General features: G+C 58.6%; 25 protein-coding genes. 5 read left to right on the forward strand and 20 right to left on the reverse strand.

Annotated features, from left to right (window positions below; genetic code table 11):
* Positions 1-4 precede the first annotated feature (4 nt).
* From motC to EV281_RS08430, 7 genes are all read right to left on the reverse strand, one after another.
* A complete protein-coding gene (motC, locus tag EV281_RS08400) occupies positions 5-1,303 on the reverse strand; it encodes a chemotaxis protein MotC (protein WP_132652635.1) in 1,299 nt (432 codons plus the stop codon).
* Between the two features lie 4 nt (positions 1,304-1,307).
* Positions 1,308-2,588 (reverse strand): MotB family protein, encoded by a 1,281-nt coding sequence (locus EV281_RS08405; RefSeq protein WP_132652636.1) that lies wholly within the window; start codon positions 2,586-2,588, stop codon positions 1,308-1,310.
* Positions 2,585-3,223, reverse strand: coding sequence for a hypothetical protein (locus EV281_RS08410; protein ID WP_132652637.1), 639 nt, complete (start codon positions 3,221-3,223; stop codon positions 2,585-2,587). The genes EV281_RS08405 and EV281_RS08410 overlap by 4 nt, the downstream gene beginning before the upstream one ends.
* Before the next feature lie 193 nt (positions 3,224-3,416).
* Positions 3,417-4,370, reverse strand: coding sequence for a flagellin (locus EV281_RS08415; protein WP_132652638.1), 954 nt, complete (start codon positions 4,368-4,370; stop codon positions 3,417-3,419).
* Positions 4,371-4,660: 290 nt separating this feature from the next.
* Complete coding sequence (locus EV281_RS08420) at positions 4,661-5,569, reverse strand: flagellin (RefSeq protein ID WP_132652639.1); 909 nt, start codon at positions 5,567-5,569, stop codon at positions 4,661-4,663.
* A gap of 252 nt (positions 5,570-5,821) precedes the next feature.
* Positions 5,822-6,730, reverse strand: a complete 909-nt coding sequence (locus EV281_RS08425) for a flagellin (RefSeq protein ID WP_132652640.1) — start codon at positions 6,728-6,730, stop codon at positions 5,822-5,824.
* Between the two features lie 280 nt (positions 6,731-7,010).
* Complete coding sequence (locus tag EV281_RS08430; RefSeq protein WP_132652641.1) at positions 7,011-7,916, reverse strand: flagellin; 906 nt, start codon at positions 7,914-7,916, stop codon at positions 7,011-7,013.
* Positions 7,917-8,312: 396 nt separating this feature from the next.
* Between EV281_RS08430 and EV281_RS08435 the strand changes: the two genes are divergently transcribed.
* Entirely contained in the window at positions 8,313-10,232 is a 1,920-nt protein-coding gene (locus EV281_RS08435; RefSeq protein ID WP_132652642.1) for a glycosyl transferase, read from the forward strand.
* 104 nt (positions 10,233-10,336) lie between these two features.
* Here the strand turns inward: EV281_RS08435 and fliP are convergent, their stop codons facing one another.
* From fliP to flgF, 13 genes are all read right to left on the reverse strand, one after another.
* Positions 10,337-11,074, reverse strand: a complete 738-nt coding sequence (gene fliP / locus EV281_RS08440; protein ID WP_132652643.1) for a flagellar type III secretion system pore protein FliP — start codon at positions 11,072-11,074, stop codon at positions 10,337-10,339.
* Positions 11,071-11,577 carry a flagellar basal body-associated FliL family protein gene (locus tag EV281_RS08445; protein ID WP_132652644.1) on the reverse strand — a complete coding sequence of 169 codons (507 nt, stop codon included), beginning with the start codon at positions 11,575-11,577 and terminating at the stop codon, positions 11,071-11,073. Before EV281_RS08445 ends, fliP begins: the two co-directional genes overlap by 4 nt.
* 11 nt (positions 11,578-11,588) lie before the next feature.
* Positions 11,589-12,302 (reverse strand): flagellar basal body L-ring protein FlgH, encoded by a 714-nt coding sequence (gene flgH / locus EV281_RS08450; protein ID WP_132652645.1) that lies wholly within the window; start codon positions 12,300-12,302, stop codon positions 11,589-11,591.
* A complete protein-coding gene (locus tag EV281_RS08455; protein ID WP_132652646.1) occupies positions 12,299-12,838 on the reverse strand; it encodes a MotE family protein in 540 nt (179 codons plus the stop codon). Before EV281_RS08455 ends, flgH begins: the two co-directional genes overlap by 4 nt.
* On the reverse strand, positions 12,835-13,956 hold the full coding sequence (locus tag EV281_RS08460) for a flagellar basal body P-ring protein FlgI (RefSeq protein ID WP_132652647.1): 1,122 nt from the start codon (positions 13,954-13,956) through the stop codon (positions 12,835-12,837). Before EV281_RS08460 ends, EV281_RS08455 begins: the two co-directional genes overlap by 4 nt.
* The gene (gene flgA / locus EV281_RS08465; RefSeq protein WP_132652648.1) at positions 13,953-14,435 is read right to left on the reverse strand and encodes a flagellar basal body P-ring formation chaperone FlgA; all 483 of its coding nucleotides are present in this window, start codon (positions 14,433-14,435) and stop codon (positions 13,953-13,955) included. Before flgA ends, EV281_RS08460 begins: the two co-directional genes overlap by 4 nt.
* 15 nt (positions 14,436-14,450) lie before the next feature.
* Positions 14,451-15,239 carry a flagellar basal-body rod protein FlgG gene (gene flgG / locus EV281_RS08470; protein WP_132652649.1) on the reverse strand — a complete coding sequence of 263 codons (789 nt, stop codon included), beginning with the start codon at positions 15,237-15,239 and terminating at the stop codon, positions 14,451-14,453.
* 19 nt (positions 15,240-15,258) lie between these two features.
* Positions 15,259-15,600 (reverse strand): flagellar hook-basal body complex protein FliE, encoded by a 342-nt coding sequence (locus EV281_RS08475; protein ID WP_132652650.1) that lies wholly within the window; start codon positions 15,598-15,600, stop codon positions 15,259-15,261.
* Positions 15,600-16,019: a flagellar basal body rod protein FlgC gene (gene flgC / locus EV281_RS08480; RefSeq protein ID WP_132652651.1), complete on the reverse strand. Its 420-nt coding sequence runs from the start codon at positions 16,017-16,019 to the stop codon at positions 15,600-15,602. Before flgC ends, EV281_RS08475 begins: the two co-directional genes overlap by 1 nt.
* Before the next feature lie 4 nt (positions 16,020-16,023).
* Positions 16,024-16,416 (reverse strand): flagellar basal body rod protein FlgB, encoded by a 393-nt coding sequence (flgB, locus tag EV281_RS08485; protein WP_132652652.1) that lies wholly within the window; start codon positions 16,414-16,416, stop codon positions 16,024-16,026.
* 170 nt (positions 16,417-16,586) lie between these two features.
* A complete protein-coding gene (locus EV281_RS08490) occupies positions 16,587-17,129 on the reverse strand; it encodes a flagellar protein (RefSeq protein ID WP_132652653.1) in 543 nt (180 codons plus the stop codon).
* A gap of 2 nt (positions 17,130-17,131) precedes the next feature.
* The gene (gene fliI, locus EV281_RS08495; RefSeq protein ID WP_132652654.1) at positions 17,132-18,532 is read right to left on the reverse strand and encodes a flagellar protein export ATPase FliI; all 1,401 of its coding nucleotides are present in this window, start codon (positions 18,530-18,532) and stop codon (positions 17,132-17,134) included.
* A 15-nt stretch (positions 18,533-18,547) separates the two neighbouring features.
* Positions 18,548-19,282: a flagellar basal-body rod protein FlgF gene (flgF, locus tag EV281_RS08500; RefSeq protein ID WP_132652655.1), complete on the reverse strand. Its 735-nt coding sequence runs from the start codon at positions 19,280-19,282 to the stop codon at positions 18,548-18,550.
* Positions 19,283-19,520: 238 nt separating this feature from the next.
* Here flgF and motA point away from each other — a divergent pair, with 238 nt between their 5' ends.
* From motA to fliG, 4 genes are all read left to right on the forward strand, one after another.
* Positions 19,521-20,393 (forward strand): flagellar motor stator protein MotA, encoded by an 873-nt coding sequence (gene motA, locus EV281_RS08505; RefSeq protein WP_132652656.1) that lies wholly within the window; start codon positions 19,521-19,523, stop codon positions 20,391-20,393.
* On the forward strand, positions 20,394-21,341 hold the full coding sequence (locus EV281_RS08510) for a FliM/FliN family flagellar motor switch protein (RefSeq protein WP_132652657.1): 948 nt from the start codon (positions 20,394-20,396) through the stop codon (positions 21,339-21,341).
* A 66-nt stretch (positions 21,342-21,407) separates the two neighbouring features.
* Positions 21,408-22,034 carry a flagellar motor switch protein FliN gene (fliN, locus tag EV281_RS08515; protein WP_132652658.1) on the forward strand — a complete coding sequence of 209 codons (627 nt, stop codon included), beginning with the start codon at positions 21,408-21,410 and terminating at the stop codon, positions 22,032-22,034.
* A 28-nt stretch (positions 22,035-22,062) separates the two neighbouring features.
* Positions 22,063-23,100, forward strand: a complete 1,038-nt coding sequence (gene fliG, locus EV281_RS08520) for a flagellar motor switch protein FliG (RefSeq protein WP_132652659.1) — start codon at positions 22,063-22,065, stop codon at positions 23,098-23,100.
* The last annotated feature ends 115 nt before the right edge of the window (positions 23,101-23,215 follow it).

Here is a 23,215-nt window from a genome sequence, read left to right on the forward strand (position 1 = left end):
CATCTTACTTGCCTTCCTGGCCCAGGAGACCGTCGATCTCGTCGAGCTTGGATCGATTGGTCGTCACGAAAGAGGTGAATGAAGGGTCGACATCCTGGCCCCCCGTGCCAGCGGAAGCGGCGCCTTCGACAACAGGTTCCGGAGCAGCGGCCGGCGCTCCTTCCGGTTGCGCAGCCGTGGCGGCTGCGGCCTGTTCAGAAGTAATTTCTTGATTAGTATTATTAGGAGTGGAGCCTTGTGTCAGGCTTGCCGGATCCGGAGCCCGCAATATCTGCTCGGCAACGGATCTTGCGGCGGCTTGCAGCGCCTGGTCCTGCGGCGAGAGCGATGCCCCGGAAATATTAGCAATGTACTTGGCAGCCTCGTCAATATTATCAGTGGGGACATTCGCCATGCCGTTATAGAAATCGGCGAGCGGTCCGAAGGGATTATCGGTCCCCTCACCCAGCGATTGGACGCGCTGGGCGGCCATACGAGCGAGATCGGGCTTTCCGGCAATCGCGGCAGCGCGCGCGACACGCAGATAGACTTCTCGCTGGCGCGGCGCATCCATGAAGGACAGAATATCGACGACCGTCTGCGGATTGACATCGTGGTCGTGGCTGACGATCAGTTTGACGAAGAGATCGGCAAACTGGCTGGCGTAGGGCGAGTGGAGGAAGCGGCGGACGTAGCGCTGCGAATAGGCGAGCCCCTTGTCGACCTGCCCAGTTTCCACGCAGATGGCGACCGAGCGGCGAAGTGCCGCCTCTTCCACGATGGTGCCGGGTGCATTGAGCCGCGCCCTGTCATAGAGGGTAAGCGCATCAAGCGGTTTCGTAGCGATCAGCACATTGCCGCCGATCAGCGCCAGATAGGGACCGATCTTCTTGCCTTCATATTCCTTGGCGGTTTCTTCCAGCGTCTTGGAGACAAGCAGCCCCTTGCCGTTCAGATATTTCCGCAACACGTCTGTGACGCGATTATCGAAATAGCCGTTGACGTCATGAGAGACGAGATATTCGAGCGTCTGGGGATTGCCGCCGCTCATGACGTAGATCAGCGCCGCATCGACGTTGCGGTCGTCATCATAGACCGATGGATCGACGGTTCGCAGTCGTTGATCGATCTTGCCGAGCATGAAGCGCTGCATCTCACCGGCGGAGTGATCGCCTGTTACAACCGAATCTTGGACGAACTGCAGGGAGCGCAGCATCTTGTACGGCGCGAGATCGTCCGGATCCGCAGCATGACCGAGGGCAGGCGCCATCATCGCCAGACTGAAGATCGCATATTTGAAATAGCGATGCTGCCTGCGCGTCATGCGACTATCCTTGATCTGCCTGAACGAGGATCTCGATCCGGCGGTTTGACGCGTTGTAGGGATCCTCGGGCACCTTCAGTCGACGGTCAGCGAAACCGGAAACCTGCGAGATCCGCTTCTCCTCAAGGCCGCCGCGAACGAGCATGTAATAGGCGCTCTGGGCACGGTCCATCGACAGACGCCAGTTTTCGTTGAGATCACCCTTGAACTGGCGACCGTCCGTATGGCCGCGGATGGCGACGGCACCGCCCCTCTGCTTCAGGATCGCGCCGATCTTTTGCATCGCGAGGACCATTTCCTGACGCGGCACTGCAGAGCCGATGTTGAACATGGAGTCGTCGTTCTGGTCGGAAATGCTCACCAGCAGTCCGCCCTCGGATGCCGTGACCGTCAGCCCCTCGGCGAGCTTGCCGGCTACGCCGGAAATCTGCTGGGCGATCTCCTGCTGCAGCTCCTTGGCCTCTTCGGCCTGCTGCTTCTTGTCTTCGGCCTTATCGGCATCCTTCGTCTTGTCGGCGTTCTTGGATTTGTCCGCCTTCTTGTCCTGCTGCTTGTCTGCCTGCTTCTCTGCTGAAGCGTCCACGGCTGCACTATTGGCATCCTTGCTCAGCAGAGTAGTCGGCTGAGTATTCTCAACTTTGGCAAGCTCGTTTGGCTCGGCTTTGGAATCGAGCGGCGAAGGCTGCTGCGGCTTGCCGGCGGTAGTCACCTCAACCTGCTTGGTCCAGAAATCCGGATCGAAGGGATCGCGATAGGCGTCGCCACCATCGGCACCGGTGGCCGGACCTGAATCCGCGGCACCGCCGTCGCCCTTCGCACTGACGTTTGCCTGCTGGCCAACTTCCTGGGCAATTTCGGCAAGAACCGAATAGGGATTCTCGAAGAAATCGGCTTCCGAATAATTGGTCTTGTCGCCAGAGGTCGAGGTCTGGTCGTCGCCATCGGCGGCAGACTTGCCCTCGTTCGGGTTATCTTCCTTCTCCTTCGATTTTTCCTGGTTCTGTTCGCCCTTGGCCTGGTCGACGGGCTTCTTCAAGCCCTTTTCAGTCGGCTTTTCGTCGGAGAGTTTGATCGGGTTGAAGTAGGTCGCAATCGAGGCCTTGGTTTCCTCGTTGGCGGCGTTGACGAGCCACATGACGAGGAAGAAGGCCATCATTGCCGTCATGAAGTCGGCATAGGCAATTTTCCATGCACCGCCATGGGCGCCATCGTGATCTCCACCGCCATGTTTCTTGACGATGATGATCTCGTTCTTGCCATGGTGATGATTTTCGCCGTCGCTCATTCGGACACTTTCTTCAAGCTAGCCGCCCAGGCGGAAATACGGGTCACGAGCACGGTTTCGCCAAGCTCGACGGCGAGGTCGACATCATCGGCCTCAAGATGACGGACCAGTGCTGCATGCTCCCCGAGTTCACCTTTGAGAATATCGAACAGGTTCGCCGGGCCACGCACGATGATCGGAGCCGCGGCGCCGTCAAGGATCGCTTCCCGCAGCAGGACGGCAAGATTCTCGGTTGCCTTTTTCGAGAGCGCCTCAGTCATGACAGGCGCGATGGCCGTCGCGGTCACTTCGCTGATGAGCGCTGAAATCTCTTCAGCCATGTCGCGGATACGAGATGCGATCACAGCAGCTGCTTCGATCTCGTAGCGGAGTTTCAGCTCCTCGATCTCACGGGCGTGCGCTTCGGCGGCAGCCCGGGTTTCGCGTTCGTATTTTTCGCTCAGTTCCGTGGTCGCTGCTGCGAAGCCTTCCGAATAGGCTTCGCGCCGCTCCGCCTCGACGTCGACTACGGGCTCCTGGGGCAGCTCAGCAAATGCAGAAACTGTTTCCGCCGCAAAATCGTCGACATCGACGATCGGTGCCGAGGGATTCGACTCACCGAAATCCTTCAAATACCGGGAAAGCATAATGCTCATAAAAAACCGTCCAGTATTCGGGAGACACGCGGCATGCCCCCGCTTGAAAACGACATCTTCCTTGCCGGCACGCCGATCCGGTTCGGGAGAGGCTCAGGGCCTGTCGCCGGCATGGATTCGGACGCTACCTTCATGCCGGAAACTAGAAACCCAAACTTGCGCGAGGATGAATGACGCCGCCCTCGCGCTGTCATTATTCGAGCAAGATGAGAATCTTGCTGGCGGCCGTATTGAGGATGGAGATTGCCTCGACGGCCATCTGCTTCTGGGTTTCGATAGCCTTCTGGCGGGTCGAGGCCTCATCCATATCGGTGTCGACGAGGGCGCCGACGCTCTTGTCGACAGTGTCGGACAGGTCTGCGGTATAATCGATCTGGTCGTCGATGCGGGCCTTCATAATACCGATCCCTGCCGCCGAATTGGTAAGCTGCTTGAGCATGGCGTCCGTGGCCGTCAGCATGTCGGTAAGCTGCGCATCGGTGGTTGATTTGCCGATGGAGATCTCCGTGCCGGTCGCCGGTGTCGCCGAGTTTACGTTCAACAGATAATAATTGCGGACCGGCGTACCGTCAGCGTTGCCATTGACCTCCTTGGTGAACAGGCCGCCATTGGCATTGTTCTTGTCGATCAGGATGGTCTGGGACGATGGAAAGTTGATGGTCTGCGCCTGATACTCGCCTGTGGGAGCGCGCACGAAGCTGCCGATGATCTGCCACTGCGGAGGTGCTGCCGGCTGGCCATTCAGCAGCCAGTTTTCGCCAGCGAAGGAGGTCGATTCGACCATCGTTTGCAGCTGGTTCTTGTACTCGGTGATTTCCGCGTTGATCTTGTCCTTGTCGGCGCCGGGCTCGCGCGCAGCAACCAGCTTGGCTCTGAGATCGCCGAGAAGATCGATGGCGGAGTTCATCGCCGTGTAGGTCGAATCGACCTTTGCCGCACCGAGGCCAAGCGCATCGCCGATAGTGCCAAGATTGGTGCTGTCGCCACGCATAACGCTCGCGATCGACCAATAGGTCGCATCGTCGGCAGCAGTCGCGACACGTTTTGCCGTCGAAATCTGCTGCTGTACGTTGGTAGATTCCTTATTGATGCTGCGCAGCACTGCAAGCGCACTCACCGCGGCCGCGTTGGTAATCTTGACGGTCATCGACATGGTCTCGGAAAGGTGAAGGGATCAGGCCGGTTTTGCCGGCGGCGACTGAGCTGGCTTCATGCCCCGGCAGGTTTTCCCACACCGGTGTGTCGCAAAACAAATCAATTGCGAGCAACGTTAACCCGATATCAATCACTTCCGCAAGAGCCGAAGAAGAGATTGAGCCAATACCTGCCGATACCGCGCAATCATTTGAAATTAAAAGAAAAACCGCGCCGGCTAGGCGCGGTTTCCAGGCTGCCGTCGGAAAGCGGCATAAGGTTTGGTCCAGGTTCAGCCGCGGCTTAGCGCTGGAAGAGCGTAAGGACGTTCTGAGCGCTGGAATTTGCGATTGAGAGCGACTGGATGGCCAGTTGCTGCTGCGTCTGCAATGCCGTTAGCCGGCTTGATTCCTCTTCCATATCGGCATCGACGAGGCGGCCGACACCTGAGTCAATCGAGTCGCTCAGAGCACTGACGAAATTCTCCTGCAACTCGATACGGTTGGAAATGGAACCGAGCTGAGAGGCGGCCTTCGTCATCGCTTCAAGGCCTGATTCGATTGCCGTCAATGCCATTGCAATTTCCGCCTGACCAAAGGTGGTGATGTCCATGGTGTAAATCGAGCCAATCGTTCCGTTGGAGCTGCCGATGATGCCTGTACTTGAATCGATGGTGCCGGTTGTGGTCATGCCGAACAGAACGTTGCCATTGGAAGCCGCGTTCAAGACATAGTCGGTCGTCTTGACGGAGACATTGCCGTTGCCATCGCGGACGAAGGTGGAAACGACACTTTTGGTCGTGTTGCCAGCAACCCAGTTTTCACCGGAGAAGGAAGCCGACTGAGAAATGCTCATCAGCTGAGCCTGGAGCTGGCTGATTTCTTCCTGGATTTTCGTCTTGTCGACGCCCTTTTCGGTTGCGGCGACGATCTTGGCTTTGATTTCCGTGACGACATCGATGGCGTTGTCCATCGCCGTGTAAGCGGTGTCTACTTTCGCAGCGCCGAGGCCGAGGGCGTCGGAGACGGCCGAGACGGCCTTGTTGTCCGAACGCATGGTCGTTGCGATCGACCAATAGGCGGCGTTATCTGCTGCCTTTTCCACGCGATAGCCCGAAGATACGCGATTTTGAGTATCCTGAAGATTATTGCTGATGCCGCGGAGTGTCTGGAGAGCGGCCATAGCCGCGACGTTCGTCAATATGCTTGTCATGAAATGATTGCCCCTTGTTGGCAGACATTCGTAAAAGGGACATTCGGGAATAGCGCCCGGGAACGACGATCAGCCTTCATGCCTGTTAACCCGTTCTTAAATTTGGTTAACTCGCCGTCTCGTTGAGAGGCAGAAAACAGCAATATGGTTAATCAATCGTTAACGGACATTAAAAAAGCCGCGCTCCATCGAAGCGCGGCTCGAGTTGTATAGGCCCGCCGGCTACCCGGCGGATTATATTTCGCGATCCTATTAGCCGCGGAAGAGCGACAGGATGTTCTGCGAAGAGGAGTTGGCGATCGAGAGCGACTGGATCGCGAGCTGCTGCTGGGTCTGCAGAGCAGAGAGCTTGGAGGACTCTTCTTCCATGTTGGCGTCGACGAGGCGGCCGATACCGGAGTCGATCGAGTCGCTGAGCGCGTTGACGAAATCATCCTGCATCTGGATGCGGGTGGTGATCGAACCGAGCTTTGCACCGGCAGAGGTCATGGCCTTCAGGGCGCTTTCGACATTGCTCAGAGCGAGGCCGAGGTCACCCAGGGTCATGTTGGTGATGTCGAGCGAATAGACCGAGCCGATCGAACCTGCGGAAGAGCCGAGGATACCCGTGGAAGTGTCGATCTGGCCGCCGCTCATGCCGAACAGAACGTTGCCGGCCGAGCTGTTGTCCAGGACGTAATCGGTCATCTTGACGGATACGCCATTCGAACCATCGCGGACGAAGGAGGAAACGACGCTCTTCGTGCCGTTGGCGCCGGCAACCCAGTTTTCACCGGAGAAGGAAGCCGACTGAGCGATGCTCACCAGCTGGTCCTGCAGCTGGTCGATTTCTTCCTGGACCTTCTTCTTGTCAACGCCGTTTTCGGTCGCGGCAACGATCTTGGCCTTGATTTCGCCGACGACGTCGATGGCGCTGTCCATGGCGGTGTAAGCGGTGTCAACCTTGGCAGCACCGAGGCCGAGAGCGTCAGAAACAGCCGAGAGGGCCTTGTTGTCCGAACGCATGGTCGTTGCGATCGACCAGTAGGCGGCATTGTCGGCAGCCTTGCCGATGCGGTAGCCGGAGGAAACGTGATCCTGGGTCTTCTGAAGGCCCTGGTTGATGCCGCGCAGCGTCTGGAGAGCTGCCATTGCAGCGTTATTGGTGTTGATGCTCGTCATAGATTGCTTGCCCCTTTTGGCAGATGTTAGGAAGGGACATTCCGGATTTGGGCCGGCCCACAGCGATCAGCATCATGCCTGTTAACCATTCTCGTTAGGGTTAACTCGCCGTTTCGATGGGCCTAGAAAACAGCAAGATGGTTAAGGAAAGCTAAACTTGAAAATGAAATTTCGTAAAAATATCTGATAGTTAGGAGAGTTTGCATTAACCTTATGTTAAAACATTCGAGGCCGGGGGTTCCCCGGCCTCGACATTTTCGGTGATGTGGCTTGCCCGCCCTTAGCGGAAGAGCGACAGGATGTTCTGCGAAGAGGAGTTGGCGATCGAGAGCGACTGGATCGCGAGCTGCTGCTGGGTCTGCAGAGCGGCGAGCTTTGAGGACTCTTCTTCCATGTTGGCGTCGACGAGGCGGCCGATACCGGAGTCGAGCGACTTGCTGAGCGCGTTGACGAAATCATCCTGCATCGTGATGCGGGTGGAGATCGAACCGAGCTTTGCACCGGCAGAGGTCATGGCCTTCAGGGCGTTTTCGACGTTGGTCAGAGCGAGGCCGAGGTCACCGATGGTCATGTTGGTGATGTCGAGCGAATAGACCGAGCCGATCGAACCTGCGGAAGAGCCGAGGATACCCGTGGAAGTGTCGATCTGGCCGCCGCTCATGCCGAACAGAACGTTGCCGGCCGAGCTGTTGTCCAGGACGTAATCGGTCATCTTGACGGATACGCCATTCGAACCATCGCGGACGAAGGAGGAAACGACGCTCTTCGTGCCGTTGGCGCCGGCAACCCAGTTTTCACCGGAGAAGGAAGCCGACTGAGCGATGCTCACCAGCTGGTCCTGCAGCTGGTCGATTTCTTCCTGGACCTTCTTCTTGTCAACGCCGTTTTCAGTCGCGGCAACGATCTTGGACTTGATTTCGCCGACGACGTCGATGGCGCTGTCCATGGCGGTGTACGCGGTGTCAACCTTGGCAGCACCGAGGCCGAGAGCGTCAGAAACAGCGCCGAGAGCCTTGTTGTCCGAACGCATGGTCGTTGCGATCGACCAGTAGGCGGCATTGTCGGCAGCCTTACCAACGCGGTAACCCGTGGAAACGTGGTTCTGCGTGGTGTTCAGGCCCTGGTTGACGTTACGCAGCGTCTGGAGAGCTGCCTGAGCGGAAGTGTTGGTGTTAATGCTCGTCATAAGTGTGTCCCCTAGAAAACTAGATACAAAAAGGAGGACATACCGGACTATGAATACCGGCGATGACGGACCAGCTTCATGCCACTCGGTGCCTTATTTCTTGGCCCAAACCCGTCATGTCCAGGGCAATCTCGCAGCCAATACTTGCCAACTTCTTAAAAGCAGGGCTCCCGGCCAAGCGCTTCAAATCCATGGTTAATGTTGCTTGAATCAGCCTTCGAAGATGGAGCTTCCCGGAAAGCCCGCATCCAGTTGCACCGGTTTCAAGCAAGCTTCGAATGCCAATATGGCAGAAGCCGGGATCGTATCGTCGGGCAACCTGTAGTCTGCGGGCGGCCTGATTGCGCACCGTCAATCACCATTTCATGCCGGAACATTTCCTCACGGAGTTAGGTTTTGAACAGCAAAGTTTCGTTCTCGGCGGCGTCCCGGGATTATCAGGCCGGTCGCTACACACAGTCCTTGGCAACGCTCAACCAGCTCATCAATACGCAGCAGGACGCCAAGACCTACGCTCTGCTGGCAAAGAATTTGCTGCAGCTCGGCTTCAAGAGCGATGCCGCCAAGGCATATAGCCTTGCCGCCGATCATGCCGGACAGGGCTCGTTCGAATTCCTGAAGACCGCTGCCAAGATCCACCTCGAGGCCGGCAATGAGGACGAAGCCCTGCTGATCGCGATGCGCCATCTCAACAAGGCGCAGGAAGATCCGGAACTTGCCTATATCATTTCATCGATCTATTTCCGCCGCCACCGGCGCGACCTGCTGCGACCGTTCAAGAAAGTGCTGTCCGAGAGCCAGAATCCGGACCATACGCGTCTTGCCGCCCTGCTGCTCAGCGACGACCTCATGGACGAGACAAACCAGACGCTCGCCCGTAATATCTTCCGGCGGTTTCCGGGCAATGCGGCCTTCCGTTTCCTCTATCTCGTCTGCGTCCGTGAATTCAACGAATTCGCCGAGGTAAGCAAGCACCAGGCGCCGATCGACGCCGCGCTCGCCAAAAACGACCTCGACATCTTAAGGAAGGATAACCCCTTCTATCATCTGCACTGGTGCGGCAACGAGGATTACAATCGTTACGCAACCATCGGCACAAAGCCGCTCGACCCGGCTCGGGTGGCCTACCGGCGCGGCCTGCCGCATACGTGGTCCGAGAAGATCCGCATCGGTTACATGTCCTCGGACTTCTGGGATGCGCACGCGACGATGAAGCTGCTGCAGCGCGTCCTCGAGCTTCACGACCGCAACCGTTTCGAAATTACGCTCTTCGACCACACGCAGCCTGAATATCTGGAAAAGAACACCACAGATCGCGGTCGCTGGGGCAAGATCGTCGATGTCTACGGCCTGTCCGACGAGGCGATCCTGAAGGCCGTCCATGCCGAAAACATCGACATCATGGTCGATCTCAAGGGTCATACTTCTGGAAGCCGCGCTTCCGCCTTCAATCTACCGTTGGCGCCAATCCAGGTCGCCTGGCTGGGCTTCCCCGGCAGCACGGTCAACGTCGATCTCGATTATGTCATCGGCGATCATTCGGTGCTGCCTGATGTGGCCAAACCCTTCTACCACGAGAAATTTCTGCGCATGCCGGAAAGCTATCAGCCGAACGACCCGGCAAATCGCCCACGGCCGCAGCCAGTGACGCGCGAGGAGCTCGGCCTGCCGGAAGATGCCTTCGTCTTCGCATCCTTCAACGGTAACCGCAAGATTACCTCGCAGGTGGTCGACAGCTGGTGCCGAATCCTCAAGCGTGCACCTGACAGCGTGCTCTGGCTGATGGCGAATACGGCCCGCAACAAGGAAAACCTGCTGGAGCGCTTCCAGGCTGGCGGTATTTCGCCGAAGCGGATCATCTTCTGCCCGCGTGCGCCATATGAGCAGCATATCAGCCGCCAGCAGGCCGCCGACCTCGGTATCGATACCTTCCCCGTCAATGGTCACACCACCACCTCGGAGCAGCTCTGGGGCGGCCTGCCTGTGCTGACGGTGAAGGGCACGAATTTCGCCTCGCGCGTCAGCGAAAGCCTGCTCAGGGCAATCGATCTGCCGGAGCTCGTCGCCCACGATTTGCAGGCCTACGAGGATCTGGCTGTCGAGCTCGCGCTCAATCCGGGACGTATCGCCGGCTATAAGAAACATCTGCAGGAGAAGCGGTACATCGCGCCGCTCTTCGATGCCGAGCGCTTCTGCCACCACCTCGAGCATGCCTACGAGCTGATGGCCGCGCGCGCCAAGCAGGGTCTCGACCCCGACCATATCGACGTTCCAGCGCTACCGCCGCGCACTCAGCCTTTCGGTTCGAATGACTAAAGTCACGGAGGCACATCCAGCAAACACAAACCCCGCCGAGCGATCTGGCGGGGTTCGTGTTTGTGAAAGGGGACGGCGCAAAATAGCGAGCCGGCTTTTGCCGGTCAGCTGAAGGAGCGCACGAGACTGCCGACCAGAAGGTTCCAGCCATCGATCAATACGAAGAAGAGGATCTTGAATGGGAGCGAGATCGAGGTTGGCGGCAGCATCATCATACCCATCGCCATAGTGATCGTCGCAACAATCAGGTCGATGACGAGAAAGGGCAGGACGATGAGGAAGCCGATTTCAAAACCGCGCCGGATCTCAGAAATCATGAAGGCGGGCAGCAGGATGCGATAGTCGATGAGTCCCGTCGTCTGAACGTTCTGGCCGCGCTCGCGGGCAAGGTCGGCGAAGAGGGCCAGGTCTTTGTCGCGCGTATTGGCCGACATGAACGTGCGGAACGGCTCGGCGATGCGCTGAACGGCTGTAGCCTCATTGATCTGGTTGGCGAGCAGCGGTTGGACGCCGTCCTGCCAGGCCTTATCGAAGGTCGGCGACATGACGTAGAAAGTCATGAATAGCGAGAGCGAGAGAAGGATCATGTTCGAGGGGGTCGAAGAAAGACCCATGCCCGAACGCAGGATCGAAAAGGCAATGATGAAGCGCGGAAAGCTCGTCACCATGATTAGGATGCCCGGCGCAACCGAAAGCACGGTCAGCAGGCCGAATGTCCTGATGATCCAGGCGGCGACGGAGCCGTCGACCGGAATATTCAATAAATCCGTCGGCAGCTGCTGTGCTACCGCCAGTTCCGGCACCGCCATCATGGCAGCAAGGAAAACTATGAGTCGAATCATTCGATGACAAAGGTCCTGAAGATGACCTTCGATACGCGCCCTTGAGAGCGAAGGTCAACACGTTCCTGGATGTCATCCTTGAGATATTGAAAGCCGCGCGGCCCCTCGATCTGCTGGAGAGAGACGGTCCTGATATAAGCGAGGATATCCTGATGAATATCCTCTGCAACCTTGACATCCGGCGGCCCATTGAACATCAGCGCCACTTCGAGTCGAATCCAGTTCTCCGAGGGATAAGCGAGATTCGACGTGACCGGGTCCAGCAGCACGATATTGTTGGCTTCGGTGGCAATTTTCGGAAGACCGCCCTCCGCCTTCCTCTTGGCCTCGGCCTCCTTCGCCTGTTCGGCCTCCGCGGCGCTGCGGATGTTCGGGGCCACGATGTTGCCCACCGCCCAACCGCCGCCGGCGCCGACGAGCGTCAGCGCGGCGAGGCCGATGATCGTCATCACCATGCCGCTCGACTTCTTTTTCTTGCCTTCGCCTGTTTCGTTGTCTGCCATCTTATTCAGCCTCAGAGCGGCGAAAAGAGATCGATAGCCTGCTGGCCGCGTGGCGGCTGCTGCACTTCCATCAGGCGGCCACGGCCACCATAGGAGATGCGGGCTTCGGCGATCTTGTCGTAGGAGATCTGGTTGTCGGAATTGACGTCCTGCGGACGCACGATACCAGCAACGTTGAGGATGCGCAGTTCCTGGTTCAAGCGGACTTCCTGCGAACCGCTGATGACCAGGTTGCCGTTTTCGAGAATGCCTGTCACGACCGCGGCCACGAGAAGGTTGAGTTTGTCGGTGCGCTCGATCTTGCCCTTACCGTCCGTGCTCGTATCGGAGCCATAGGTCAGGTCTGTCTTGGATTGAGGTGTCCAGCCGAAGATCTGAGCATCAACATCCCAATTCATTCCGCTCGAATTTTTGCGGCTGCGGTTGGTCTCGTTGTCGAAGGACCCCTTGTCGTTGATCTGGATAACGACCGTCAAGATATCGCCAACATTAAGCGCGCGCGCATCCTTGAAGAGGGCAGCCTGAGAATCGCTCCACAACGAATAACCCTGTGCGACGGCACGCGGCTGCTTCGGATAGAGCGCCATCTGCGGCGTTTGACCATAGGCGAGACCGCTGCCGATCGGGCTCATGGCGGGCGCGCGGCCGATCTCTCTGACTGCCGTGGACTGGCAGCCTGCAAGGAGGGCGACGGCGGCGATCACAGCCGGTAAACGCTTATTCATGAAGGATCCTTCGAGGTATTGGGATCAGATGCACTTGCGATGATGCCGGCGATTTTTGCGGCCTTGGTGGAATCCATCTCGTTCAGGATCTGGCTCGACTGGCGCGGCCCGAGCCGCATGATGACGGCGGCGGCGAGTTCGGGCCTGACGTCCTGCAACTGCAGGGCGGCCGCATCCGGCTTCATCTTCTTATAGATATCCGTCAGCCCGGCTTCGGCCTGCTTGAGGAAATCATCGCGCCGCTTCAGCCAGTCCTGATATTCTGCCTTGCGTTTATCCATTTCGGCAATGCGACTGTCGATGTCAGCCCGCAACTTCTCAAGTTCCTGCTTCTGCAGAAGGTAGCGCTGATCGCGGGCGGGATCGGCGATATTCGTGCAGAACTGCTTGACCTCGTCCGTCGAGGTGATGTCGCCTGCCGGCGCCACCTCCTGAGCGAAGGCACCGGGAATGGAAAGCAGCACCAAGCCTGCCGCCGGCAGGGTCAGCCGGCGCAGAAGGTCGATAATTGTGCTCCGATTCGTAATATCCATCATTGCAGCACAAGCTCCGCCTGAAGGGCGCCAGCTGATTTGATGCCCTGGAGAATGGCGATGATGCCATCCGGTTTGACGCCGATATTGTTCAGGCCGGAAACGAGGGTACGCAGATCAGGACCATCTATGATGGCCACCCGTCCGCCGGTTTTCTGCGCTTGGATATCCGTCTGCGGCTGGACTGCGGTCTCGCCACGCGAGAAAGGCTCGGGCTGGATGATTTGCGGCGTTTCCGTCACCTGCACCGTCAATGTGCCGTAGCTGACGGCAACCGGCGAGACGCGGACATCCGAGCCGATGACGATCGTTCCGGTGCGTTCGTTGATGACGACCTTGGCTGGCGTGTCGGTTTCGACCACGAGATTTTCGAGATCGGCCATCAGACGCGTCAGATCGGCCTCGCGCGGCTTCGCGATCACGACTTCCTGCGAATCCTTGGCTTCTGCGACAGGACCGCCGAAGCGTGCCTTGGCGTAGCCGTTGACGATATCGGCAATACGGATCGCAGTGGAGAAGTCCGGGTTGCGGAGCTGCAGGACGAGATTGATCGAATCCTTGAAGCGGGACGGCAGCTCGCGCTCGATGATGGCACCGCCTGGTACACGACCGGCTGTTGTCACACCTTCGGTCACCGACGCTGCCTGCCCCTGGGCTTGAAAGCCGTTGACGACGACCGAGCCCTGCGCGACGGCATAGATCTGACCATCGGCACCCGACAACGAAGTCATGACGAGTGTGCCGCCGCGCAGCGACGTCGCATCGCCAAGCGAGCTGACCGTCACATCGATGCGACTGCCGGGGCTAGCAAAGGGAGGCAGGTTGGCGGTGACCATGACGGCAGCCGTATTTTTGGCGTTCGACTGGTTACCCTGCGTGGAAATGCCGAGGTTCTGCAGCATCGCGCGCATCGACTGTTCGGTGAAGGGCGAAGCACGGAAACCATCGCCGGTTCCCTGAAGGCCGAAGACGAGGCCGTAACCGATGAGCTGGTTGTCGCGACCGGCTTGAAGCGAGGCAATGTCCTTGATGCGGGACGTCAGCGCCCAGGCGGGCGCGACGTCGGTCAGGCTCATCGCCAGAACCGCAACCAGGCTCAGGATGCGAAAGAAGAACTTCATTTTGCCCTCACATGGACCGTGCCATCGGCGAGCACGGTGCCGCTGACGATGACGCCGGAATCCATATTGCGTGCACGGATCAACTGGCCGGTCGCGCCATCTTCGAGAGGCGTGCCGGCAGCGGAAATGGTCATCTGCCCGAGCTGGAAGACCAGCCGGATGTTGGAGCCGCGCGTGACCGTATAGGGCTCGCGCAGGGCCGAAACCGAAATCGTCCGGCCCGGCAGGAGGGTGCGCTTGGAAACTAACCCCTCCACCTGGGAGACCGACTTCGCGTAGTCTCCGGCGAGATTGGGATTGGTGACCTCGACTTCCTGAAGCTGGCTGCTCGAAATCGTATCGCCGGGGTAGATGATCGTCGTCGGGACGACGGCATAACCCATGCCGGCCTCCGCCGCTGCCGGCATGACCATGCCGGCGATTACGATCGTGGCCGCAGCCACCCATCCTTGGACGTATCCTGCCTGGCGAAACGTCATGTTCGGCCCTTCCTCTTACTTCAGGTTCTTGCTGACGATGGATGCCATTTCATCAGCTGTCGTGATCACCTTGGAATTCATTTCATAAGCACGCTGGGCCGATATCAGCTCAGTGATTTCCTTGACCGGATCGACGTTCGAGGATTCCAGGTAACCCTGCTTGAGGTAACCCATGTTGTCTTCGTCTGGATTGCTGACGACGGCTTCACCTGATGCCGGCGTTTCCTGGAAGAGGTTGTCGCCGATCGGCTGCAGGCCCGCCTCGTTGACGAAGTCGGCAAGCGTGATCTGGCCGAGCGTGGTCGGCGTGGTCTGGCCAGGCAGCTTGGCAGTGACTTCGCCGGAGCGGCTGATCGTCAGTTCGGTAGATCCCTGCGGAATGGTGATGCCCGGAATGACTTCATAACCGTCGATGGTGACGAGCTGACCCTGGTCATTCTTGTTCAGTGCACCGGCGCGGCTGTAGAGCGTCGTGCCATCGGTCGACTGAATCTGGAAGAAGCCCTTGCCGACGATTGCGATGTCGAGATCGTTGCCGGTCTGGGTCAATTCGCCCTGGAGATGCAGGTTACGCACGGCCGAGGTCTGCACGCCGAGACCGATGTTGGCGCCTTCCGGAACGACCGCCTGGTTGGCGCGGTTGGCGACACCCTTGGCGCGTTCGGTCTGGTAGAGAAGGTCGGTGAACTCGGCGCGGGCGCGCTTGAAACCGGTCGTATTGATGTTCGCGATATTATTCGCGATGACTTCAAGATTGGTCTGCTGGGCATCCATGCCCGTTGCTGCGATGGCGAGCGCTCTCATGTGTTCGTCCTCAAATCAGTTACATCTGCATCTTGGTGACTTCGAGGAAGGCCGAGACGACCTTGTCGCGAATGGCGATTGCAGTCTGGAGGGTCTGCTCGGCCTGCAACATGGAATCGACGACTTCGCGCGTCGAAGCCGTGCCCTTGATGCCGGCGAAGGACATATTTTCCGCGCCTTTCAGGCTGTTGACGGCTTCGGTCGCCATGTTGCCCATAACGGAGGCGAAGCTCAGGCCATTCGATGCGCCGGCCGCAGCCGAAGACGTCGCGGTCGTGGAAGATGCGGAGTTTTCGGTATCGATGCCGCCAAGGGCGCGAGCCATCGAGAGATTGCTGACATTCTGTACGCTGGTGATCATTATTGTCCGCTCTTCAGGAGATCGATCGTCGAGGAGATGAGGTCGCGTGTCTGCTTGATCGTCTGCAGATTGGCGTCATACGAGCGGTTGGCTTCGCGCATGTCGGCCATCTCGATCAGGATATTGACGTTCGGCATCTTGACGATGCCCTTGTCGTCCGCAGCAGGATTGCTCGGGTCGTATTCTTTGGTGAAGTCGCCTTCGTCGACACCGATCTTCTTGACATTGACAGTCTCGACGCCGCTGGCGCGATCGAGCTGCTGACCGAAGGTGATAGTCTTGCGGCGATAGGGATCGGCACCGGGCGTGTCGCCGGTCGAACGGGCGTTGGCAATGTTTTCCGAGACGATACGCAGACGCGTCGACTGCGTTTCGAGCCCGGAACCTGCGATTTTCATTGCTGCTGAAAGCGGATCCATCCGTCTACTTCCTTACCGTCATCAACATCATTCGATGAAAGGAGCTGACCAGCGAGGTGTTCAGGTCGTACTGACGCTTGATCTCGCCGGATTTGGAAAGTTCTTCAGCCACACCGACGGTGTTGCCGGATTCCTGAACGCCGATTTCCTGGTCGAGTGCTGCATCCTTGACGTCGATGTCGCCACTCGTGCTGAAATCGTTGCCGCTCAGATGCATCGGATTGGTGCGCGTCATGGTCACGTCCGACTGATCGAGCACGGCCTGAAAGGGCGTCACGTCCTTCGCACGGAACTTCGGCGTGTTTGCATTCGCAATGTTGCCGGCAACAACCTCCTGACGGATCGTCAGCCATTCGGCCTGCTTTGAAGCCAAGTCGAAAAGTTGAATCGGTTGCATGAGAACTCTCCGTTTTTACTGGGCCGAACCTAGGGCGGTAATCTTGCGTGGGACTTGCGGTAAATGCAGGCTTTACAGGCCATTCTACGGGGTTATTTGCAAACATCGATCAACCGCCGCCAAGCGGTTTCTCCGACAGGGCCTTGCAGCGATTCATCCATTTGCCTGAACTAGTTGTTCTGGTAGACCTCGCCCTTGGAGGTGACGATTACCCACTTGCCGTCACGCTGTTCCAATGTGGCAAGGCGGCTTTCGTCAGGCAGGATCGAGCCGACGCGCACGACATACATGCCCGAGGGATCCTCGATGAGTGCCCGGCCGTTGGCCACATGCAGCAGACGGAAAGAGCCCTTGCCGGGGAACGGCTGGTCCTCCATCGAGGCGTCGCCGTCGCGCTCCTTGCCAAGTTCGGAAACTGTTGCGGTCGTCACATTGTCGAGCGGCGGAACCTTCTTGTCGGGCTCGTTCTTGTTGACCATGGCGAGTGGCGAAACGCTGAAGACATTGCGCGCGGGCCAGTCTGGCAACGTCCGCGAAGTTCCCGTGTCGGCGACGTTGATGCCGAACTTGTCTTCGTTGAAGAAGACGTACCAGGGGAAAAAGGCAGAAGCGCCCGCAAGCGCCAGACCCAAAAAGGTCAGCATGCGGTCAAGCAGCTGCCCCTTATTGCGCGCCTTCAGCGCCGCGATCTGTTCGTCGTCGTAACCGGCCATGATCAGGCCCTCCTTTGAATGGGCGCACTCGGAGTGGGTACGCCAGCGGCGGCTTTGAGAGCACCGGCAAGATCGGCGAAGGCATCGAGCGATTCGCGGTCCCCGGGAGACTGTTTCAGGACGTCATAGATGATCGGCACCTGCTTGACCGCCATGTCGAGATCGGGATCGGCTCCGGGGCGGTAACCACCGATGAGGCGCAGGTCTCGCGTTTCCTCAAAGCGGTGGATCAGCACCTTGAGGCGCGAAACCAGCTTCTCTTGATCGGGAGTCCAAGCCTTGCGGGCAAGACGCGAGATGGAGGCCAGCGGATCGATCGGAGGATAGCGCCCCTCCTCCGCGAGACTCCGCTGGAGAACGATATGGCCGTCCAGAATCCCGCGCGTGGAGTCGGCAATCGGGTCGTTATGATTGTCACCATCGACGAGGATGGAGATGATCGCGGTGATGGTGCCGGCACCTTCTGGACCGGGACCGGCGCGCTCGAGAAGACGCGGCAGTTCGGTGAAGACGGAAGCTGGATAGCCGCGCGCGATCGGCGGCTCGCCGGAGGCGGTTGCCACTTCGCGAATCGCGTGGGCAAAACGCGTAACACTATCGACGATGAAGAGAACGTTTTCGCCTTTGTCGCGGAAGTGCTCCGCAATCGTTACGGCCGTCAACGGCGCCATCTTGCGCAGCATCGGGCTCTCATCGCTGGTAGCCACGACGGCAATCGCCTTCTTCATATTGGCGCCAAGCGTATCTTCGATGAATTCGCGGACTTCGCGGCCGCGTTCCCCGACCAGCGCTATTACCACCTTGTCGAAGGCGTCGGCGCGGGCGAGCATCGACAGCAGCGTCGATTTGCCGACACCGGAGCCGGCGAAAATACCAAGACGCTGGCCGAGGCAGAGCGGGGAGAAGATATCGATCGCCCGCACACCGGTCTTGAAACCGTTTTCGACGCGCTGACGCGTCATCGAAGGCGGCGCAGTATTCGAGATCGAACGGCGCTCCAGGCCTTCGGTGATCGGGCCGAGACCGTCGATCGGCTCGCAGAGGGAATTGATGGTGCGGCCGCACCAGCCATCTGATGGAGAGATACGGAAAGCGCCCTTGCGGATGACGACGTCATGGATGCCGATCGGTTCGCCCGGCTCGATGGGGCAGACATAGATCAGATCCGGCTCCACCCTGACTACTTCGCCGAGATGGATGCCTGTCGCGGATTTATGCGCCACGAACTCGCCGAGGCGCACATACCGGGAAAGGCCGCGGACAGTATAGTGGCCAGCGGCGATCGTGTGCACGCGACCGCCATGGGTCACCGAGAATTCCGGCGAGGCGTAGCGTTTTGCCAGGTCGCCGAGATGTGTGAGCTTCGGCGAGAGAGCGTCCTCGGTCAGCAGCGTGGTGTTCATGCTTCACACCCTGCCTTAGCGGCTGCCGCCCAGCGTCTGCACCGCTTCCTTGAACGAATCTTCGCTGTCACGCATCAGCGACGACACGCTTTCGAAGGCACGATTCACTTCGATGAGCTGCGTCATCTCATGCATCGCATTGACGTTGGAATTTTCGAGATAGCCCTGCTCGACACCGACATTGAAGCGGTCGACCACAGCACGAGGCTGGTCTGTCGTCATGATGCCGCTGTTTTCGAAACGCAGATAACCCTTGCTGATATCGGCTTCGAAGAGGCCGAGCGAGCCAACCTGGCGGTCATTCTGATAGATGATGCCATCAGTGCCGACCTTCGGTTCTCCGCCGGCGGTGTTGAGGACGATTGGCGCGCCGCCTGCATCGAGAACCGGATAGCCACGGATGGAGACCAACTCGCCAGTGTCACGAATCGTGAAGCGGCCGTCCCGCGTCAGAACGCGGCCAGCGGGCGTGTCGAGAGAGAACCAGGCATCGCCCTTGACGGCGAAGTCGAGCATGTTGCCGGTATGCTGCATTTCGCCATGGGTGCCATCCAGGTAGTCGTTGCCCTGAGAGACGAAGGCGACTTTGGTGTTCGTCTTGTTCTGGTTATTCGCCATCATTTCGTCGAACTTTACCTCGGTGCCGCGAAAACCGGTGGTGTTCACGTTGGCCATATTGTCGGCGATCGTCGTCAGGCGTTTTTCGAGGGCCATCTGCGACGACAGGGAAACGTAAAGACCGGATTGCATGTCGGTAAGCTCCACATTGGCGATAAACGGGACGAAACACCGGGCTCCTTTTCGTTCGGCCACGGGTTCCGCTGAGCGGCATCTCAGACATGGGCGCGCATAGGCCCACTCGTCACGTTCAATGTGAAGGCAAATGCTTGCGCGAAGCTGGCAGCGCGCAAAGCCGCTCTCATCAGCCTCACGCAAGGCACAAACCCTATCCGTCGCAAAGAAAACTAACGTTCAGATTGGGCTGACGATGAATATTATTATCGGATTTGTAGTTGTCTGCGGCTGTATCGTCGGTAGCTTCATGGCGATGGGCGGCGAGGTCGATGCTCTTTTTCAGCCCTTCGAATTCCTGATCATCGGCGGCGCCGGCATCGGCAGCTTCATCATGGCGAACCCGATGAAAGTGGTGAAAGATTCCGGCAAGGCGCTCGGCGAAGCCTTCAAGCATGCCGTCCCCAAGGAGCGCAACTACCTCGATACGCTTGGCGTACTCTATTCGCTGATGCGCGATCTGCGCACCAAGTCGCGCAACGAAATAGAAGCGCATATCGACAACCCGGCCGAATCGACAATCTTCCAGTCAGCCCCGACGGTTCTGAAGAACAAGGAACTGACGGCCTTTATCTGCGACTATGTGCGCCTGATCATCATCGGCAACGCCCGCTCCCACGAGATCGAGGCGCTGATGGACGAAGAAATCAATACCATCCTACATGACAAGATGAAGCCCTACCACGCGATCCAGATCATGGGCGATTCGTTCCCGGCCATCGGTATCGTTGCGGCGGTTCTCGGCGTCATCAAGGCCATGGCGCATATCAACGACTCGCCGGAAGTGCTCGGCCACCTCATCGGTTCGGCACTCGTCGGCACATTCCTCGGCATTCTGCTTTCCTACTGCGTCTGCGCGCCCCTGATCTCGCAGATCAAGGTTGTCCGCTCCAAGCAGCATCGTCTCTATGTCGTCGTCAAGCAGACCCTGCTTGCCTACATGAATGGCTCGGTGCCGCAAGTTGCCCTCGAATACGGCCGCAAGACGATTTCGGCATATGAACGCCCGTCGATCGACGCAGTGGAGCAGGAAATGATGAACCCAGGTGGCGAAAACAAGGCAGCTTAAATGACTACGAGCAATGCTTCGCATGACAACCAGACAATGGATCCGGTCCTGCTTGCCAAATTGACCGGCGGTCTTGGCGACAAGGGCAGGGTTGCCAAGCTCTGCAGCTCCTTCGGCGAGATCTACAGCGAATTCCTGCCCGATATCCTGAAGAGCGAAACCGGCCTCGACGTGACAGTCGGCTATCTCGGTTGCGAGATCGGCTACAAGAATCATCTGATCGACGACCTCAGCACCAACATGACGCTGGTCGATGCGACCCTGCGCAATTGGTCCCAGAACATCACCATCGGCTGCGGCAACGGTTTCGTCATTACCCTGATGGAACATCTGCTTGGCGCTACCGCCGAAACGATCGAGGAGCCGGCCGACCGGCTCCTCTCCGTGATCGAGCTCGACCTCGCCAGCATGGTGTTCGACAAGATTTCCAAGGTGCTGCGTTCGGCCGTCAACGCGCCGGGCGGCTTCGAACCCAGCCTGTCTGCTCCCTACGCTCTTGAAGCCCGCGTTCGCCCGCCGGAAGACCGCCCGGATGAATTTGCGGCTGCGATCAACATGTCGATCACGCTTGCCGGCATCGTCTCCGAGTTCAGCCTAATCGTTCCCCAGACAGCGCTCCTGAAGACCAAGGTTGCGCCTCCAAAGCCGAAGAAGCAGCCGAGCAAGTCGCCGGAATGGACGGAGCAGATTGGTGACCAGGTCCGTCGTTCGCAGGTGACCCTCGAAGCGAAGATCCGTCTGCAGGATCTGACGCTGCGGACGATTTCCAAACTGATGGCCGGCGACGTCATTCCGTTCCGCGACAGCGGTGACGTTCGCGTCGAAGTCAGCGCCAACAGCCGGGAATTGTATGTGTGCGAGTTCGGGCGTTCAGGCGACAACTACATGGTGCGAGTGAAAGACACCATGAATTCGGATGATGAGCTGATCCGGCACTTAATGAATTAATCGGTTCTCTCGCTTTCAGCGCTGTAAAGGCAGTTTGAGGCAAGTTTCAACTGGAATAGTGATTTCATGGCTACGAAGAAGACACAGCAGAACAGTGACCTCTCCCTGGACATGCCGGGCAATGAAGCAGATCTGGATCAGGCTATCGACGATCTGCGCGGCGTGCTGAAGAAAGACTCCGACGGCGATCTTCCGCAGTTCGGCGACGACCTGCAGAATGATGCTTTCGCAACAGGAACGGATCTCTCGCCTTTTGGCGGCGATGCCGGCGAAACCTCGTTCGGTGGCGCCGATTTCGCGGGCAGCGATTTCGGTGGAGACGATTTCGGCGGCAGTGCTGCGGGCATGGGCGGGGCAAGTGCCTCGAGCTTCGGTGCAACGCAAAGCTTCGGCGGCAATTCCTTCCAGTCCGCGCCGGCTCCGCTCGGCAGCGCACTGAACTCGAACCTCGACCTGATCATGGATATTCCTATCGACGTCCAGATCGTGCTCGGGACGAGCCGCATGCAGGTTTCGGGACTGATGAACCTCACCGAAGGTGCCACCATCGCGCTCGACAAGAAGATCGGCGAGCCGGTCGAAATAATGGTGAATGGCCGCAGGATTGCGCGCGGCGAGATTACGGTTCTTGATAATGACGACACGCGATTCGGTGTAAAACTGATAGAAGTTTTGAGCACGAAAAAAGCCTGATCCCTGTGTGGGACGGAGAGGTTAGACCATGATGGACTTTGACGATTTCGGCGGCGCACTTGCCGGGAAACCGTTGACCCAGGCTGAAAAGGCGGCGGCAGTTCTTCTCGCTATGGGGAAGGGCGTCGCCGGGCGACTGCTGAAATATTTCACGCAGGCCGAGTTGCAGACCATCATCGGATCTGCCCAGGCGCTTCGCGCCATCCCGCCGGACGAACTTCTGCAGCTCGTCAGCGAATTCGAGGATCTCTTCACCGAAGGCGCCGGCCTGATGGACAATGCCAAGGCGATCGAGGCCATCCTCGAGGAGGGCCTGACACCTGATGAGGTCGACAGCCTGCTTGGCCGCCGCACTGCCTTCCAGGCATACGAGACATCCATCTGGGACCGCCTCGCCGAGGCTGAACCCGCTTTCGTCGCCCAATTCCTGCTGCGCGAACATCCGCAGACCGTTGCCTATATCCTGTCCATGATGCCTTCGTCCTTCGGCGCGAAGGTATTGCTGCAGCTTCCCGACAATCGCCGCGCCGACATCATGAACCGCACGGTTAACATGAAGGGCGTCAGCCCGAAGGCTGCGCAGATCATCGAAAACCAGGTCATGACGCTGCTTGCCGAAATCGAAGCAGAACGCAACGCATCTGGCTCGACCAAGGTCGCCGATCTGATGAACGAGATGGACAAGCCGCAGGTCGATACGCTGCTTACCTCGCTCGAATCAATCAGCCGCGAAGCAGTCAACAAGGTCCGCCCGAAGATCTTCCTCTTCGAGGACCTCATGTTCATGCCGCAGCGCAGCCGCGTCATGCTGCTCAACGATATCTCCGCCGACGTTCTCACAGTCGCGCTGCGTGGTGCATCAGCCGAAATCCGCGAATCGGTGCTTTCGGCCATCAGTCCGCGCCAGCGTCGCATGATCGAATCGGATTTGCAGAGCGGCATGGCCGGCGTCAATCCGCGCGAGATCGCGATCGCCCGTCGTGCCGTCGCGCAGGAAGCGATCCGCTTGGCCAATGCCGGCCAGATCGAGCTCAAGGAAAAAGAAGGCGGTCCTGCGGCCGCCTAGATGTAGAGCCATCGCAGCTGTTGACAAAACCGTTCGACGGCAAGGCAACGATTGATCGGCAGCAAACACGAGGTTACCCTTCATGGAAACAGGCCGCGCTCCAGCAGTGGCCTTT

The sequence above is a fragment of the Rhizobium sp. BK418 genome, from assembly GCF_004341105.1.
Lineage (GTDB): Bacteria > Pseudomonadota > Alphaproteobacteria > Rhizobiales > Rhizobiaceae > Rhizobium.

Coding starts and splice junctions, on each gene's coding strand:
- motC (WP_132652635.1), bottom strand. CDS start 1,303: ATGACGCGCAGGCAGCATCGCTATTTCAAATATGCGATCTTCAGTCTG.
- EV281_RS08405 (WP_132652636.1), bottom strand. CDS start 2,588: ATGAGCGACGGCGAAAATCATCACCATGGCAAGAACGAGATCATCATC.
- EV281_RS08410 (WP_132652637.1), bottom strand. CDS start 3,223: ATGAGCATTATGCTTTCCCGGTATTTGAAGGATTTCGGTGAGTCGAAT.
- EV281_RS08415 (WP_132652638.1), bottom strand. CDS start 4,370: ATGACCGTCAAGATTACCAACGCGGCCGCGGTGAGTGCGCTTGCAGTG.
- EV281_RS08420 (WP_132652639.1), bottom strand. CDS start 5,569: ATGACAAGCATATTGACGAACGTCGCGGCTATGGCCGCTCTCCAGACA.
- EV281_RS08425 (WP_132652640.1), bottom strand. CDS start 6,730: ATGACGAGCATCAACACCAATAACGCTGCAATGGCAGCTCTCCAGACG.
- EV281_RS08430 (WP_132652641.1), bottom strand. CDS start 7,916: ATGACGAGCATTAACACCAACACTTCCGCTCAGGCAGCTCTCCAGACG.
- fliP (WP_132652643.1), bottom strand. CDS start 11,074: ATGATTCGACTCATAGTTTTCCTTGCTGCCATGATGGCGGTGCCGGAA.
- EV281_RS08445 (WP_132652644.1), bottom strand. CDS start 11,577: ATGGCAGACAACGAAACAGGCGAAGGCAAGAAAAAGAAGTCGAGCGGC.
- flgH (WP_132652645.1), bottom strand. CDS start 12,302: ATGAATAAGCGTTTACCGGCTGTGATCGCCGCCGTCGCCCTCCTTGCA.
- EV281_RS08455 (WP_132652646.1), bottom strand. CDS start 12,838: ATGATGGATATTACGAATCGGAGCACAATTATCGACCTTCTGCGCCGG.
- EV281_RS08460 (WP_132652647.1), bottom strand. CDS start 13,956: ATGAAGTTCTTCTTTCGCATCCTGAGCCTGGTTGCGGTTCTGGCGATG.
- flgA (WP_132652648.1), bottom strand. CDS start 14,435: ATGACGTTTCGCCAGGCAGGATACGTCCAAGGATGGGTGGCTGCGGCC.
- flgG (WP_132652649.1), bottom strand. CDS start 15,239: ATGAGAGCGCTCGCCATCGCAGCAACGGGCATGGATGCCCAGCAGACC.
- EV281_RS08475 (WP_132652650.1), bottom strand. CDS start 15,600: ATGATCACCAGCGTACAGAATGTCAGCAATCTCTCGATGGCTCGCGCC.
- flgC (WP_132652651.1), bottom strand. CDS start 16,019: ATGGATCCGCTTTCAGCAGCAATGAAAATCGCAGGTTCCGGGCTCGAA.
- flgB (WP_132652652.1), bottom strand. CDS start 16,416: ATGCAACCGATTCAACTTTTCGACTTGGCTTCAAAGCAGGCCGAATGG.
- EV281_RS08490 (WP_132652653.1), bottom strand. CDS start 17,129: ATGGCCGGTTACGACGACGAACAGATCGCGGCGCTGAAGGCGCGCAAT.
- fliI (WP_132652654.1), bottom strand. CDS start 18,532: ATGAACACCACGCTGCTGACCGAGGACGCTCTCTCGCCGAAGCTCACA.
- flgF (WP_132652655.1), bottom strand. CDS start 19,282: ATGCAATCCGGTCTTTACGTTTCCCTGTCGTCGCAGATGGCCCTCGAA.
- motA (WP_132652656.1), top strand. CDS start 19,521: ATGAATATTATTATCGGATTTGTAGTTGTCTGCGGCTGTATCGTCGGT.
- EV281_RS08510 (WP_132652657.1), top strand. CDS start 20,394: ATGACTACGAGCAATGCTTCGCATGACAACCAGACAATGGATCCGGTC.
- fliN (WP_132652658.1), top strand. CDS start 21,408: ATGGCTACGAAGAAGACACAGCAGAACAGTGACCTCTCCCTGGACATG.
- fliG (WP_132652659.1), top strand. CDS start 22,063: ATGATGGACTTTGACGATTTCGGCGGCGCACTTGCCGGGAAACCGTTG.